Origin of the sequence: Pseudomonas sp. VE 267-6A (genome assembly GCF_024126555.1) — a bacterium.
In the GTDB taxonomy this organism is placed as follows: Bacteria; Pseudomonadota; Gammaproteobacteria; order Pseudomonadales; family Pseudomonadaceae; genus Aquipseudomonas; species Aquipseudomonas palmensis.
The window spans coordinates 21,141-34,772 of sequence record NZ_JAMYBY010000029.1 but is presented as its reverse complement, the minus strand read 5'-3'; the positions used below and the strand labels follow the sequence as shown (position 1 = coordinate 34,772).

The window sequence follows — 13,632 nt, the reverse complement described above, 5'->3', positions numbered from 1 at the left end:
AGCCCGCTCCCACAGAGGCAATGATGTCCTTGTGGGAGCGGGCTTGACCCGCGATGGGTTCCACGCCAGCAGTGCGCCCTGCACTCCGTACCACGCTTTACGCTATAATCCCGCCCTTTCGCTGCCACCCGCCCATGAGGCCGGGGCGCACATCTACAGATTTGAAGAGGCTAGACCCTTGGCATTGACGATTCTTGGCCTGTCCGGCGCCCTTAGCCATGATCCTTCCGCGGCCCTGTACATCGACGGCAAGCTGATTGCCGCCGCTGAAGAAGAGCGCTTCGTGCGCGACAAACATGCAAAGAACCGCATGCCCTACGAATCGGCGAAGTTCTGCCTCGAACAGGCCGGCATCAAGCCGTCCGATGTCGATGTGGTAGCGATTCCGTTCGCCCCCATCAGCCTGTTCGGCAAGGCCCGCTGGCACTACGCCAAGCGTTACTGGTACGCCCCGGATCGCGCCCTCGACGCGCTGCTGATGGGCAACCGTCGCTACAAGCGCTACCGCAACAAGATCGTCTGGTGCCTGGAGCAACTGGGCTTCGATCCGAAAAAGATCAAGATCGAACCGGTCGAGCACCACCTGGCCCACGCCTCCAGCGCCTACCACTGCTCGGGTTTCAAGGAAAAGACCGCGATCCTGGGCATCGACGGCAAGGGTGAGTACGCCACCACGTTCTTCGGCTACGGCGAAAACGGCAAGATCCACAAGATCAAGGAATTCTTCGACCCGGACTCCCTCGGCGGCCTGTATGGCGCGATCACCGAGTTCCTGGGCTTCGAAATGCTCGACGGCGAGTTCAAGGTCATGGGCATGGCGCCGTATGGCGACGCCAGCAAGTATGACTTCTCGCGCCTGGCCAGCTTCGAAAACGGCGAGCTGGAGATCAACACCGACTACGCCAACGTCATCGGCCTGCGCCGCTATAAAGAGAAGGGCAAGGGTTTCTACTTCTCGCCCAAGCTGATCGAGTGGCTGGGCCCCAAGCGCGAAGGCGACATCGCCGACGAGCCGTACATCCACTACGCGGCCAGCATGCAGGCGCTGTTCGAGAAGCTCGCGCTGCAGATGATCGACTACTACCTGGGTGACGTGCTCAAGGAAACCGGCAAGCTGGCCTTTGCCGGCGGCTGCGCGCTGAACGTCAAGCTGAACCAGAAGATCATCGCCCGCCCCGACGTGAAGGAGCTGTTCGTGCAGCCCGCCTCGGGCGACGCCGGCACCGCAGTCGGTGCTGCCGCCTATGTGTCCCACGCCCGTGGCGTACCGGTCGAGAAGATGGAACACGTCTACCTCGGCCCGGCTTACAGCAACGAGGACGTGATCGCCGCCTGCGCCCGTCACGAACACAAGCCGACCTGGCGCAAGCTGGACAACATGCCCGAGCAGATCGCCCAGATCATGGTCGACGGCAACCCGGTGGCCTGGTTCCAGGGCCGCATGGAGTTCGGCCCGCGGGCCTTGGGCGGACGTTCGATCATCGGCTGCCCGAGCGTGCCGGGCGTGGCCGACCGCATCAACCACCAGATCAAGTTCCGCGAGCGCTGGAGGCCTTTCTGCCCGTCGATGCTCGACACCGTGGCGCCGCAGATGATCAAGATCGATCACCCGGCCCCGTTCATGACCTTCACCTTCGAAGTGGCTGAAGAGTGGAAGACCCGCGTGCCGGAAGTGGTCCACGAAGATGGCACCTCGCGGGCCCAGGTGCTCAAGCGTGAGTACAACCCGCGCTACTACGACATGATGAAGGCGCTGGAGACCCTGACCGGCAACGGCGTGTCGCTCAACACCTCGCTCAACCGTCGTGGCGAACCGATGATCTGCTCGCCGACCGATGCCCTGAACATGTTCTTCGGCTCGGACCTGCAGTACCTGATCATGGAAGACATCCTGGTGGTCAAGGACGGCGCGAAAGCTTATGACAGCGTTGGCTGAACGGCACGTTCTGCAGTTTTGCCATGGCTATGACGGGCCGTTTCTCGACTGCGCCCGTCAGTACGCCAGCCTGTTCGCGGGCAAGGGCTACCGCGTCACCACGGTGTTTCTCACCGGCGCCGCCGATCCGCAGGTGGCGGCGGGCTGTGCGAGCGATGAAGTGCTGTTTCTCGAGTTCAGCTCCAAGGCCATTCGTGGCTTGAAGCTGGGCGCGATTCGCGAACTGCGCCGCATTGCCGCGTCGCGCCGATTCAGCTTCTGCATCGCCCATCGCTTCAAGCCTATCTACATCGCCCTGCTGGCCACCCGCCTGCCGGTGATCGGCGTGCACCACGCCTTTGGCGACTACCAGCGGCGTACCCGCCAGCTGTTCGCCAACCTGTTCAGCAAACGCCTGAGCCTGCTCGGGGTGTCGGACGCGGTGCGCGACGACATGCGCCAGTGCCTGCCCAAGTGGCCGGCCGAGCGTATCCAGACGCTGTACAACCGCATCGATATCGACGCCCTGCAGGCCAGCCTGGTGCCCGCCGCGCAGGCGCGCCAGGCCCTGGGCCTGGATGCGAAGGCGTGGATCGTCGGCAACGTCGGCCGCCTGCACCCGGACAAGGACCAGGCCACCTTGCTGCGCGGGTTTGCCCAGGCGCTGCCGGCACTGCCGGCAGGCGCCCGCCTGGCAGTGCTGGGCACCGGCCGCCTGGAGCACGCGCTCAAGGCGCAGGCCGAGGCGCTGGGGATTGCCGCACAGGTGGACTTTCTCGGCCAGGTGCCGGATGCACGGCGCTATTTCAGTGCCTTCGACGTGTTTGCCCTGAGCTCGGACCACGAGCCTTTCGGCATGGTGCTGCTCGAAGCGATGGTCGCCGGCGTGCCATTGCTGGCCACCGCTTGCGGTGGCGCCAAGGAAGTGGTCGAAGGTGTCGGCATCCTGTTCCCGCTCGGGGATGCCGAGCGTCTGGCGCAAGGCCTGCAACACCTGGCCAAGCTGGACCAGGCGCAACGCCAGGCCTGTGCCGAGCGCATGCTCGAGCGCCTGCGCGAACGCTTCTCCGACACGGCCGTGCGCGAGACTTTCTGGCACCTTCCCCAGGTTGTCGAACTGACGGGGCAGGCCTGATGCTCAATTATGTACAAGGCTGGCGTGAGCGCGGCTGGCGCGTGATCGATGCGCCGGCCTACGCCGACGCCTGGCAGCGCTTTGGCGGCAGTGTGGCGACCCACCCGCTGGTGCTCGCGCAACTGGCCGAGATGGCCGATATTCCGGTGCGTTACCTGGGCTGGTACCAGGGTGACCAACTGAAGGCGGCCATCCCCACCTGGGACCGCTACCTGGCATTGTCCAAGGACGTGCTCAAGCGCCGGGGCAAGAAGGGCCTGTTCGACCTGGGCAATGCCGAGCTGATTCTGCCGGCCGCTGCCGATGCACAGGCGCCGCTGCGCCATGCCGGGCGCTACCTGTCCGAGCTCAACCAGGGCCGTTTCAGCGGCCTCAAGGCGCAGCCCGAAGCCCTGGCCATGGCACGCCAGCCCGAAGAACTGTCGAAGAAGTTTCGCTACAACCAGCGCCGCGAACTGCGCTTGCTGGAAGAGGCGGGCGGGCAGGTGCGGGCCATCACCGAGTTCACCAGTACCGAGATCGCGTCGATGTATTGCGACCTGTTCCAGCGCCGCTGGGGCTTTGCGGCCACCGGTGCCGAGCGCATGGCCGAGATGGTCGAACGCCTGCGCGCGTTGCTGATCGGCTCGGTGCTGTTTCTGGAAGACAAGCCGATCGCGATCCAGCTGGTGTACCGCGTCGAGGCTCCCGAGTGGGTCAGCGTCGAGTACGTCAACGGCGGCGTCGATCCCGAGACGCGTGCGTTCAGCCCAGGCAGCGTGCTGAGCTTTCTCAACACCCAGAGCGCCTGGGAAGCCGCGCGCGCGCTGAACAAGCCGCTGCGGTTCTCCTTCGGCCGCGCCGATCGCGAGTACAAGGACCGATGGTGCAACCCCGTGCCGGTGTTTCAGGTGTGAGCCGCAAGCAGCAGTTGCTCAGGCGCCATCGGCGCAACAAGCGCGTGGGCCTGCTGGTCGCTCTGGTGGTGCTGATCGCCCTGGGCGTGCTGGTGAAATGGTGGCTGGCGCTGATGCTGTTGCCGCTGTTGTGGGTGGCTCACGAGGCATGGTTTGCCGATCACCTGTTCTATTCGCCAGGTGATGATTATCTGTACGAGTTCCCTGAACCCTGCGAGCGCGTGCCGGTGTCGCTGGATGGCCTGGTGCTGCGTGCGCCGGCATCATTGAGCCTGTCGGGCGATGAGACGCTGGTGCTGCAGGTGCGTGTCAAAAGCTCGCTGCTGGGGCGTTTTCGCGACCCTGGCGTCGAGGTGTCTGGCGAGGGGGGGGCGGATCTGCAGGGCTTGGAGCGCGGGGTCGACGGGCTGCGCTACCTCAATCTGACCGGGCAGGCGCCGGCGCTGCTGGCCGGCACTCTGCGCATCCGCGGGCGTTGCTGCCGGGTGGTCGAGGCTGCGTCGCTGATCGTGGTGCGCGCCAGCGACCTGCGCCAGCGCCGGGTGATGGTGATTGCGCCCCACGCCGACGATGCGGAACTGGCCGCCTACGGGCTGTACAGCCAGGCCGAAGAGGCGTGGGTCGTGACGCTTACGGCCGGCGAGATCGAGGCCGAGCATTACCAGCAGATGGGCCTGGAGCCTGCGCAGGCCGCACGCCTGAAGGGCCGCTTGCGCGCGTGGGACAGTATCGCCGTACCGCGCTGGGCCGGTGTGCCAGAAGTGCAGTGCGTGCAACTGGGCTATTTCTGCCTGCAGTTGCCCGCCATGCAGGCCGCACCGGATCAGCCCGTCGCCTCACGCGAAGCCGACCTGAGCGATACGCGGCTGTTCCGCCAGCTCAACGCCCTGTCGCTGCCGGGCGACCAGGACGGCGCGCCCACCTGGAACAACCTGCTGGCCGACCTGCGTGCACTGATCATGCAGGCGCGCCCACAGGTGCTGGTGATGCCGCACCCGACCCTGGACCCGCATCCGGACCACCTGTGTGCCCAGGCCGCCGTGCTCGAAGCGTTGCACGGCCTGCAATGGCAGCCCGAGAGCGTGCTGTACTACGCCAACCACCTGCATGACAACGATCGCTGGCCGATGGGTGACAGCGGTTCCGGCATTGCCTTGCCGCCGCAGGTCGAGCCTGGCCAGGCCTGGGCGCCCTACAGCCTGAGCCTGACGCTGGACACCCAGCGCGACAAGGCCATGGCCCTGGGCATGATGCATGACCTGCAGCCGCGTGCACCCTTCAAGCGTCGCCTGCGTCGCCTGCTGCAACGTTGGCTGGCCGGGCGTCAGCCTTCGCCTTACGGTGAGAACGAGTTCTTCCGCAAGGCGGTACGTCGACACGAATTGTTCTGGCGCCGGGACCTCTGAACCCGGTGCATGACTGCATAGCTGTGGCCCGAGCGCCGCAAGGAAGACAATGAAAGTTCTATTTCTGGTGCAGAAGGAACAGCGGGCCATTCTTGACCGGCTGTACGAAGGGGTTGCGGCCCATTGCGAATGCGACCTGCGCTGGTTGAGCAGTGCCGAACAGCGCGATCTGCACGGGTATTTTCGCCGCGAGGTGGACGTCACCCGGTACGACCGCATCGTCTTCTTCCTGCGCTTCAAGCAGGAGATCCGTCAGGTCGGTTTCATCCGTACCGTGCCCAATCTGGTCATTCTGGAGCACGATGCCTACCAGAACTACATTCCGTGCAAGTACACCGGCAAGTTCAGCGCGCATTACCGCAAGCTGCCCTGGGCCCGGGTGATCAGCTCGGGCTTCATGGTCAGCGAGCGCCTGCGCCAGGAAGGCTTCGACGCGGTGTTCGTGCCCAAGGGCTACGACCAGCAGTTGCTGGCCGACCAGGGGCGCGAGCGGGACATGGAACTTGCCTTCGTCGGCAGCACCAACAGTGTGGCCTACAGCGGCCGCAAGGCGTTGCTCGACGAGCTGGGGCAAGTCGAGAACCTGGTGGTGACCCGTACCAATTCGGGTGCCGAGTATTGCGACACGCTCAACCGCATTCGTTTCTTCGTCAGTGCCGACGTTGGCATGGGCGAATACATGATCAAGAACTTCGAGGCCATGGCCTGCGGTTGCGTGCTGCTGGCGTTCGACCAGGGCGAGGCGGAGAATCGTGCGCTGGGTTTGCAGGACATGCACAACGTCGTACTGTATGGCAGCATTGCCCAGCTGCAGGCCAAGTTGAAGGTCCTGCGTGCCGACGAGGCCCTGGTGCAGCGTATCGCCACCAACGGCCGCGATCTGGCGGTTTCACGTTTCAGTTTCGCCCAGGTCGGGCGCAGTATTGTCGAGCAGTTGCAGCCGGTACTCCGTCCTCACCCACCACTGAGCGCTTGGCAGCGTCTGCGTCTGAAACTGGGGGTCTGACTCCCTGGGCTGCCGCCCGAACGGACTGGAGAGGTTGCGACTGCATGGATGTATTTACCGGGGGTTGCTGTGCAATTTAGTGAAAAGAGTGATGTGACGCTGGTAGTGACCAGCTGTGGGCGGTTCGATCTGCTCAAGCTGACGCTGGACAGCTTCGATCAGTTCAACACGGCGCCTGTCCGTGAGGTTTTCATCACCGAAGACAGCGGTGACGAGGCCGTACACAACGCCATTCCGGAGCACTGGAAGCCTTACTGCACGGTGTTCGTGAACAAGCCCAAGCTTGGGCAACTGGCGTCGATCGACCTGGCCTACGGCCATGTCAAAACCCCGTACATCTTTCATTGCGAAGATGACTGGCGGTTCTATCGCCCGGCCTTCGTCGAAGATTCGCAGGCGATTCTCGAGGCGCGGCCGAAACTGCTGCAGGTATGGCTGCGCAATTTCGTCTACGACCTCAACGTCAACAGCCCCTACATTCATCTGGGCGAGCGCGAGATCATCGCCGGGGTCCCTTGCTACCCGCTGCTCTCGGACAAGCCCGAGTGGCAGTCTTTCTCGCTGAACCCAGGGCTGCGGCGCCTGAGTGACTATCATCTATGTGCACCCTTCGCTGCGCATGGCGGTGAAAAGTCGCTGTCAAAGCGGTATGCCGAACTTGAGCTGACCGCTGTGACCCTTGAGGGCGATGCGGTACTGCACACCGGATTCGGCCATCACGTCAAGATGCCCGAGGAGCGGCTGCGCAAGGCACGTCGCAAACAGCGCGAGCGTGTTCGGTTGGCGTTGGCGGCAATAGCGGGGTTGGTGGTGGGAGTTGGCCTTGCTCTTCTTTTTTCGTGAGTCGTTTTCTGCCTTTTCAGTGATACGTGAATCAAGGTGGGCTGGCCAGTGAACGTCATCAATATCATGTGGGCTGGTGGCTCGCCGTTCGTCTCGGTGCACAAGGTCCATCAGCAGATTCTTTCGCTGGTGCCTCCTGACATCTCTGTGAACAGCTGGTTGCTGCAGGGCCATGGGGCTGCGTGCGCCCCGGGCGCAACGCGGGAATGGAACCTGCCACAGCGCCTGATAAAGGGCCGTCATGTGTGGGGGCTGCTGCAGCCCTGGTTGCGCGCCCGGCTGCGCAAGGCGCTGCTGGAGGCCGATGCCGACGCCTTGCTGCTCGATGGGGTGGGTGTGTCGCGCCTGATCTTGCCTGTGCTCAAGGGCCTGCCTGAGGTAAAGGCGACCGTGGTGTTTCACGGCAAGACCCGTTTGCATCCCAGTGACGTGGCGCTGTTGCGCGGGTTCAAGCCGGCGCAGCTGTCACTGGTGGCGGTGTCGGCCACGCTGGCGGCGTCATTGCAGGCCGAGCTGGGCCTGAAGGTGACGGCCTTGCGTACCGCGTTGGAACCTACCCGTTTTTGCGACGAGCAACTGACAGCGCAGCAAGCGCGCGAGGTCATGGGGTTGAGGGAGCCCGGTGTGCGGATCATGGGGGCTGTCGGTCGCCTGGTCATGGACAAGGGGTTCGACTACCTGATCGATGCATTTGCCGCCGCTAGCCGGACGCAACCCGATCTGCGCCTGGTCATTCTCGGCGAAGGCCCCGAGCGCCCATTGCTGCAGCAAAAGATCCAGGCGCTGGGTCTGCAGGGCAAGGTATCGCTGGCAGGGCATTGTGACATTCTGGGGCGCCTGTACCAGGCGTTCGACTGGTTGCTCGTGCCTTCGCGGGCCGAGGGCCTGGGCCTGGTACTGCAGGAGGCAGTCATTGCCGGCGTGCCGGTGCTGTGCAGTGACCTGCCGGTGTTCCATGAACAGTTGGGCGATAGCGGTCTTTACGCTCGGGTCGGTGACGTGCAGGAGTGGGCTGCTGCCATCGAGCGTTGCGCCAGCCTGCCGGCAACCGCCGTTGCCCAGGCGCAGCACCGCTCGTTGGCCCCGGAGCAAGCCTGGGAATGCTTCAGTCGAACCCTGCGGGAAATGTGGGCGGTCAAGCCTGACTCAGGGAGCCAGTAGGGCCTGTTCCAGCTCGGCGAGGGGGAAGCTCCCGTCGAGTTTTTCACGTGACAGGTAGCGGGCGAAGTGCTGTATGTTGCGCTTGATCATGCGCCGGCTCAGCGGCCCGCGCAGAAAGCGCATGTCCGCCACATCGATCAGCCCCCACTGCTGACCGGGCGTCACCACGATGTTGCCCAGGTGCAGCGAGCGAAAATACACCCCCGATCGATGCAGGGTCCGTACCAGGCGGACCATGTCCGGCAGTGCCTGCTGCCAGCTGAAGCCTTCCTTGCGGCTGAGCTGGCTCAGCGTCTGGCCGGGCAGGGGGTGGTACAGCACCGCCGTCATGCCGGGCTTTTCCAGGCGGTAATGCGCCAATACCCGCAGAGTCGGAATGCCCAACTGCTCCAGCCTGGCGGCGTTGTCGATGAAGCGGCGGGAGTAGGGGCGCAGCAACGCCGACGACAGCAGGCGCTTGCGCCGGAAAAGTTTAAGGATATTGCCGTTCTCTAGCAGGTAGACTTTCGCACCGTAGCTGTCAGCTTCCAGTATCTGGGCACCGACGATCAGTTGGTTGAGGTCGGCCTGAGGGAGCCGGGAGCATTGCATGTAGATGGCCTTGTCGAAATAGCGAGCAGGAATGACAGGGCATAATGCCGAAAACTAAAAGAATGCACCATGTTGGTCGCTTGGATTGAATGGGGAAGGGATGATGTACGCGAGTCGCTGGGCGCAATTGTGGTTGGCTGTAGGGCTGCTCTGGTTTCTGGTAGGTATTGCTCTGGCGCCTAGTAACAAGATTTATCAGCAAGGTCTGATCGCGTTTCTTTGGCTACCGACCCTGGTACTGGGCTGGTCGGCCCGGGAGCAGGTCGGCCGATTGTGGGCACAGCAGCGCGCGCTGTGCATGAGCGTGCTTATGTTGCTGGGCTGGGGCCTGGTGTCGTTGAGCTGGGCCGTAGGTGAAGAGCCGATCCGGGAGGGCAAGCGGCTGTTCTACATCATCCTGTTCCTGTTGGCGTTTCCTTTGCTGGCCAGTGCAGGTACGCAGCGATTTTTACTTTTGATGCAATGGGGTGGCATCGGTCTGGGGTTGGCCGCTGCAATCTCGATCGTCCACTTCTACGGAGTCCTGGGACGCCCATGGGTGGCTCGGCTGCAAGGCATCGGTGAAATTTCCCATCCGATTCTGGGTGCCTACGTGGTGGGTGCGGCCATTGTCTGGATGTTGCACTGGATGCCGCAACAGCGCTGGATGCAGCTTTTATGGGCACTTTCGGTGGTATGTCTGGGGGCCTTCGTGATGCTTGGCCAAAGCCGCGGCGCTGCGCTGGCCCTTCTGCTTACCGTCGTGGCAATGCCGCTTTGGTGCCGTGACCGGCGCAGTCGAGTGCTTGCCGCTGGGGCGCTGATCATTTCGGTACTGGGCTTTCTGATGGTCTACCGGCTGATCGTATTGCGCGGCGTTTCCTATCGTCCCGAGATTTTCAACAGCGCGCTCCAGATGATCGCCGACCATCCCTGGCTGGGATTGGGCCTGGGTACGCAGTTCAAGGTGGTGGCCAACGGTATTGCCTTCGATCACTCGCACAACATGTTCACCCACATCGGCATCGAGCTGGGTGTGCCTGGCCTGTTGCTGTGGGCTGCAGTGTGGCTGCTGGTGCTCAGGGAGGGGTGGCGTGCCCGCGACACGCTGTTGGGCAAGGGCCTCATCGGTCTGTGGCTGTTCTGCACCCTGGCCATGCAGTTCGACGCTGCGAGCCTGACTGGCACCCCCCGTGCCGAATGGTTCATCAGTTGGTTGCCAGTGGGGCTGGCCAGCGTGCTGGTGTGGGCGCGTGCCCAATCGGCAGGCTGTGATAAAATCGATCGTTCAACCTGAACAGTGAGCTCGAAGATGGCTGAAACACCGCGCACGGCGCAGCAGAGCTCCAGTCTGAAGATCTATTTCCGACTGTTGACCTACGTAAAGCCCTACATTGGCATTTTCCTGCTGAGTATCCTCGGCTTCGTGATATTCGCCTCGACCCAGCCCATGCTGGCGGGCATCCTCAAGTATTTCGTCGATGGGCTGAGCAATCCCGAAGCGGTGTTGTTCCCCAACGTGCCTTACCTGCGTGACCTCCAACTGTTGCAGGCCGTGCCGCTGCTGATCGTGCTGATCGCCGCCTGGCAGGGCCTGGGCTCGTTTCTGGGCAACTTCTTTCTGGCCAAGGTTTCCCTGGGCCTGGTACACGACCTGCGGGTGGAGTTGTTCAACAAGCTGCTGGTACTGCCCAACCGCTATTTCGACAGCCACAACTCCGGACACCTGATTTCGCGTATCACCTTCAACGTGACCATGGTCACCGGCGCCGCCACCGATGCAATCAAGGTTGTGATCCGCGAAGGCCTGACCGTGGTGTTCCTGTTCGGCTATCTGCTGTGGATGAACTGGAAGCTGACTATCGTGATGCTGGCGATCCTGCCGCTGATCGCGCTGATGGTCAGCAGTTCGAGCAAGAAATTCCGCAAGCAGAGCAAGAAGATCCAGGTGGCCATGGGCGATGTGACGCATGTCGCGTCCGAGACCATCCAGGGCTATCGCGTGGTGCGCAGTTTCGGGGGCGAGAACTACGAGCAGCAGCGCTTCGCCGATGCCAGCCAGAGCAACACCGAGAAGCAGCTGCGCATGACCAAGACCAGCGCGGTATACACACCGATGCTGCAACTGGTGATCTACTCGGCCATGGCCGTGCTGATGTTCCTGGTGCTGTACCTGCGCGGCGACTCCACCGCCGGCGACCTGGTGGCCTACATCACTGCGGCCGGTCTGCTGCCCAAGCCGATCCGCCAGCTGTCGGAAGTCAGCTCGACCATCCAGAAGGGTGTGTCGGGGGCCGAGAGCATCTTCGAGCAGCTGGATGTGGAGCCGGAAGTCGACCACGGCACCGTCGAGCGCGACCGGGTTACCGGGCGCCTGGATGTACGTCATCTGAGCTTCACCTACCCGGGTAGCGAGCGCCGCGTGCTCGATGACATCAGCTTCACCGCCGAGCCGGGTCAGATGGTGGCGCTGGTTGGGCGTTCGGGCAGCGGCAAGTCGACCCTGGCCAGCCTGATACCGCGTTTCTATCCGCATGCCGAGGGCGAGATCCTGCTCGATGGCGTGGAGGTGGAGCAGTACCGCCTGCGTAACCTGCGTCGGCACATTGCCCAGGTGACCCAGCATGTGACCCTGTTCAACGACACCGTGGCCAACAACATCGCCTACGGTGACCTGGCCGGTGCGCCGCGCGAGCAGATCGAGGCTGCGGCAGCCGACGCGTATGCCAAGGAGTTCATCGATCAGTTGCCCCAAGGGCTGGACACCGAGGTCGGCGAGAACGGCGTGCTGCTGTCCGGCGGTCAGCGCCAGCGTCTGGCGATCGCCAGGGCCCTGCTCAAGAATGCACCGCTGCTGATTCTGGACGAGGCCACCTCGGCCCTCGACACCGAGTCGGAGCGGCACATCCAGGCCGCCCTGGACCAGGTGATGAAAGGCCGTACCACCCTTGTGATCGCGCACCGCCTGTCGACCATCGAGAAGGCCGACCTGATCCTGGTGATGGATCAGGGGCGCATCGTCGAGCGTGGCACGCACGGCCAGTTGCTGGCTGAAAACGGCTATTACGCGCGCCTGCACGCCATGGGCCTGGATGAGCCGGCCAAGGCCGACATCACCTGAGTCACCCTGCCAGGGCGCGTTCTGCGCCCTGGTTGTCACAGCAGGTTACCGGCGCCGAACAGGCCGGTGCCAGGGCTGTGCTAATATCCCGCCCCTGTTCATTTTGTCTATATGGGTTGCCCATGAAGTTGTCCATGCCGCGTTTCGATCAAGCTCCGGTACTGGTGGTCGGGGATGTCATGCTCGACCGCTACTGGCATGGCGGTACCTCTCGCATTTCACCTGAAGCCCCGGTACCGGTGGTCAAGGTCGAGCAGATCGAGGACCGTCCGGGTGGTGCGGCCAACGTTGCGCTGAACATTGCCGCGCTGGGTGCGCCGGCCTCGCTGGTGGGCGTCACCGGCCAGGACGAGGCCGCCGACAGCCTGGCCAACAGCCTGCAGGCAGCGGGGGTGCGTTCGATCTTCCAGCGCATCGCCCATCAGCCGACCATCGTCAAGCTGCGGGTCATGAGCCGTCACCAGCAATTGCTGCGCATCGATTTCGAAGAACCCTTTGCCACCGACCCGCTGTCGCTGGGCGCCGAAGTCGACGCCCTGCTCGAAGGGGTGAAGGTGCTGGTGCTGTCCGACTACGGCAAAGGCGCATTGAAGAACCATCAGAGCCTGATCCAGGCCGCGCGGGCCAAGGGCATTCCGGTGCTGGCCGACCCCAAGGGCAAGGATTTCTCGATCTACCGCGGCGCCAGCGTCATCACGCCGAATCTGGGCGAGTTCGAGGCCATCGTCGGGCATTGCGCCGACGAGACCGAACTGGTCAGCAAGGGCGGCGAGCTGATGCGCGAGCTGGAACTGGGCGCCTTGCTGGTGACCCGAGGCGAGCACGGCATGACCTTGCTGCGCCCGGGCCATCCGGCCATGCACCTTCCGGCACGGGCGCGTGAAGTGTTCGATGTGACCGGTGCCGGCGATACCGTGATCTCCACCCTGGCGGCGGCGATCGCCGCCGGTGAGGAGCTGCCCCATGCGGTCGGTCTGGCCAACCTGGCCGCCGGCATCGTGGTCGGCAAGCTGGGTACGGCGGCCATCAGCGCGCCGGAACTGCGCCGCGCCATCCAGCGCGAAGAAGGCTCCGAGCGCGGGGTGCTGAGCCTTGAGCAGTTGCTGCTGGCCATCGACGATGCGCGGGCGCACAACGAGAAGATCGTGTTCACCAATGGCTGCTTCGACATTCTGCATGCCGGGCACGTGACCTACCTGGAGCAGGCGCGTGCGCAGGGCGACCGGTTGATCGTGGCGGTCAATGACGATGCTTCGGTCAGTCGCCTGAAGGGGCCGGGTCGGCCGATCAACAGTGTCGACCGGCGCATGGCGGTGCTGGCGGGGCTGGGGGCAGTGGACTGGGTCATCAGCTTCTCCGAAGGCACCCCGGAAAACCTGCTTGCCGAGGTCAAGCCCGACGTGCTGGTCAAGGGTGGCGACTACGGCATCGATCAGGTGGTGGGCGCCGATATCGTCAAGGCCTATGGCGGTACGGTGAAGGTGCTGGGGCTGGTGGAAAACAGCTCGACCACGGCGATCGTGGAGAAGATCCGCAAGAACTGAGTGGTTTGACCCGCGATTAGGGCCTGCAAAAACGT

The 13,632-nt window shown here is 63.6% G+C and carries 11 protein-coding genes; 10 read left to right on the top strand and 1 reads right to left on the bottom strand.

Annotated elements, in window-relative coordinates:
* The first annotated feature begins 178 nt into the window (after positions 1-178).
* The 7 genes from NJH59_RS24775 (at position 179) to NJH59_RS24745 (ending at position 8,362) form a co-directional block, all read left to right on the top strand.
* Complete coding sequence (locus NJH59_RS24775) at positions 179-1,936, top strand: carbamoyltransferase (RefSeq protein WP_253087436.1); 1,758 nt, start codon at positions 179-181, stop codon at positions 1,934-1,936.
* Positions 1,920-3,050 carry a glycosyltransferase gene (locus NJH59_RS24770; RefSeq protein ID WP_253087435.1) on the top strand — a complete coding sequence of 377 codons (1,131 nt, stop codon included), beginning with the start codon at positions 1,920-1,922 and terminating at the stop codon, positions 3,048-3,050. The genes NJH59_RS24775 and NJH59_RS24770 overlap by 17 nt, the downstream gene beginning before the upstream one ends.
* Complete coding sequence (locus tag NJH59_RS24765) at positions 3,050-3,946, top strand: antimicrobial resistance protein Mig-14 (RefSeq protein ID WP_100632913.1); 897 nt, start codon at positions 3,050-3,052, stop codon at positions 3,944-3,946. The genes NJH59_RS24770 and NJH59_RS24765 overlap by 1 nt, the downstream gene beginning before the upstream one ends.
* Complete coding sequence (locus NJH59_RS24760) at positions 3,943-5,352, top strand: PIG-L deacetylase family protein (protein WP_253087434.1); 1,410 nt, start codon at positions 3,943-3,945, stop codon at positions 5,350-5,352. Before NJH59_RS24765 ends, NJH59_RS24760 begins: the two co-directional genes overlap by 4 nt.
* A 49-nt stretch (positions 5,353-5,401) precedes the next feature.
* The gene (locus NJH59_RS24755) at positions 5,402-6,358 is read left to right on the top strand and encodes a glycosyltransferase (RefSeq protein WP_253087433.1); all 957 of its coding nucleotides are present in this window, start codon (positions 5,402-5,404) and stop codon (positions 6,356-6,358) included.
* Positions 6,359-6,427: 69 nt separating this feature from the next.
* Positions 6,428-7,201 carry a glycosyltransferase family 2 protein gene (locus NJH59_RS24750; RefSeq protein ID WP_253087432.1) on the top strand — a complete coding sequence of 258 codons (774 nt, stop codon included), beginning with the start codon at positions 6,428-6,430 and terminating at the stop codon, positions 7,199-7,201.
* A 48-nt stretch (positions 7,202-7,249) separates the two neighbouring features.
* On the top strand, positions 7,250-8,362 hold the full coding sequence (locus tag NJH59_RS24745) for a glycosyltransferase (RefSeq protein WP_253087431.1): 1,113 nt from the start codon (positions 7,250-7,252) through the stop codon (positions 8,360-8,362).
* Here NJH59_RS24745 and NJH59_RS24740 read toward each other — a convergent pair.
* On the bottom strand, positions 8,348-8,953 hold the full coding sequence (locus NJH59_RS24740) for a lipopolysaccharide kinase InaA family protein (protein WP_236176708.1): 606 nt from the start codon (positions 8,951-8,953) through the stop codon (positions 8,348-8,350). The genes NJH59_RS24745 and NJH59_RS24740 overlap by 15 nt on opposite strands.
* A 103-nt stretch (positions 8,954-9,056) precedes the next feature.
* On the opposite strand from NJH59_RS24740, the gene NJH59_RS24735 reads away from it, so the two are divergent.
* From NJH59_RS24735 to hldE, 3 genes are all read left to right on the top strand, one after another.
* On the top strand, positions 9,057-10,229 hold the full coding sequence (locus NJH59_RS24735; RefSeq protein WP_236176707.1) for an O-antigen ligase family protein: 1,173 nt from the start codon (positions 9,057-9,059) through the stop codon (positions 10,227-10,229).
* A gap of 15 nt (positions 10,230-10,244) precedes the next feature.
* Positions 10,245-12,053 (top strand): lipid A export permease/ATP-binding protein MsbA, encoded by a 1,809-nt coding sequence (gene msbA / locus NJH59_RS24730; RefSeq protein ID WP_058541611.1) that lies wholly within the window; start codon positions 10,245-10,247, stop codon positions 12,051-12,053.
* Positions 12,054-12,175: 122 nt separating this feature from the next.
* Positions 12,176-13,597, top strand: a complete 1,422-nt coding sequence (gene hldE, locus NJH59_RS24725; RefSeq protein ID WP_043863573.1) for a bifunctional D-glycero-beta-D-manno-heptose-7-phosphate kinase/D-glycero-beta-D-manno-heptose 1-phosphate adenylyltransferase HldE — start codon at positions 12,176-12,178, stop codon at positions 13,595-13,597.
* The last annotated feature ends 35 nt before the right edge of the window (positions 13,598-13,632 follow it).

What these genes read in the sequence shown, in the direction of transcription:
- NJH59_RS24770 (WP_253087435.1), top strand. Translation starts at nt 1,920, where the DNA reads ATGACAGCGTTGGCTGAACGGCACGTTCTGCAGTTTTGCCATGGCTAT.
- NJH59_RS24765 (WP_100632913.1), top strand. Translation starts at nt 3,050, where the DNA reads ATGCTCAATTATGTACAAGGCTGGCGTGAGCGCGGCTGGCGCGTGATC.
- NJH59_RS24755 (WP_253087433.1), top strand. Translation starts at nt 5,402, where the DNA reads ATGAAAGTTCTATTTCTGGTGCAGAAGGAACAGCGGGCCATTCTTGAC.
- NJH59_RS24740 (WP_236176708.1), bottom strand. Translation starts at nt 8,953, where the DNA reads ATGCAATGCTCCCGGCTCCCTCAGGCCGACCTCAACCAACTGATCGTC.
- NJH59_RS24735 (WP_236176707.1), top strand. Translation starts at nt 9,057, where the DNA reads ATGTACGCGAGTCGCTGGGCGCAATTGTGGTTGGCTGTAGGGCTGCTC.
- msbA (WP_058541611.1), top strand. Translation starts at nt 10,245, where the DNA reads ATGGCTGAAACACCGCGCACGGCGCAGCAGAGCTCCAGTCTGAAGATC.
- hldE (WP_043863573.1), top strand. Translation starts at nt 12,176, where the DNA reads ATGAAGTTGTCCATGCCGCGTTTCGATCAAGCTCCGGTACTGGTGGTC.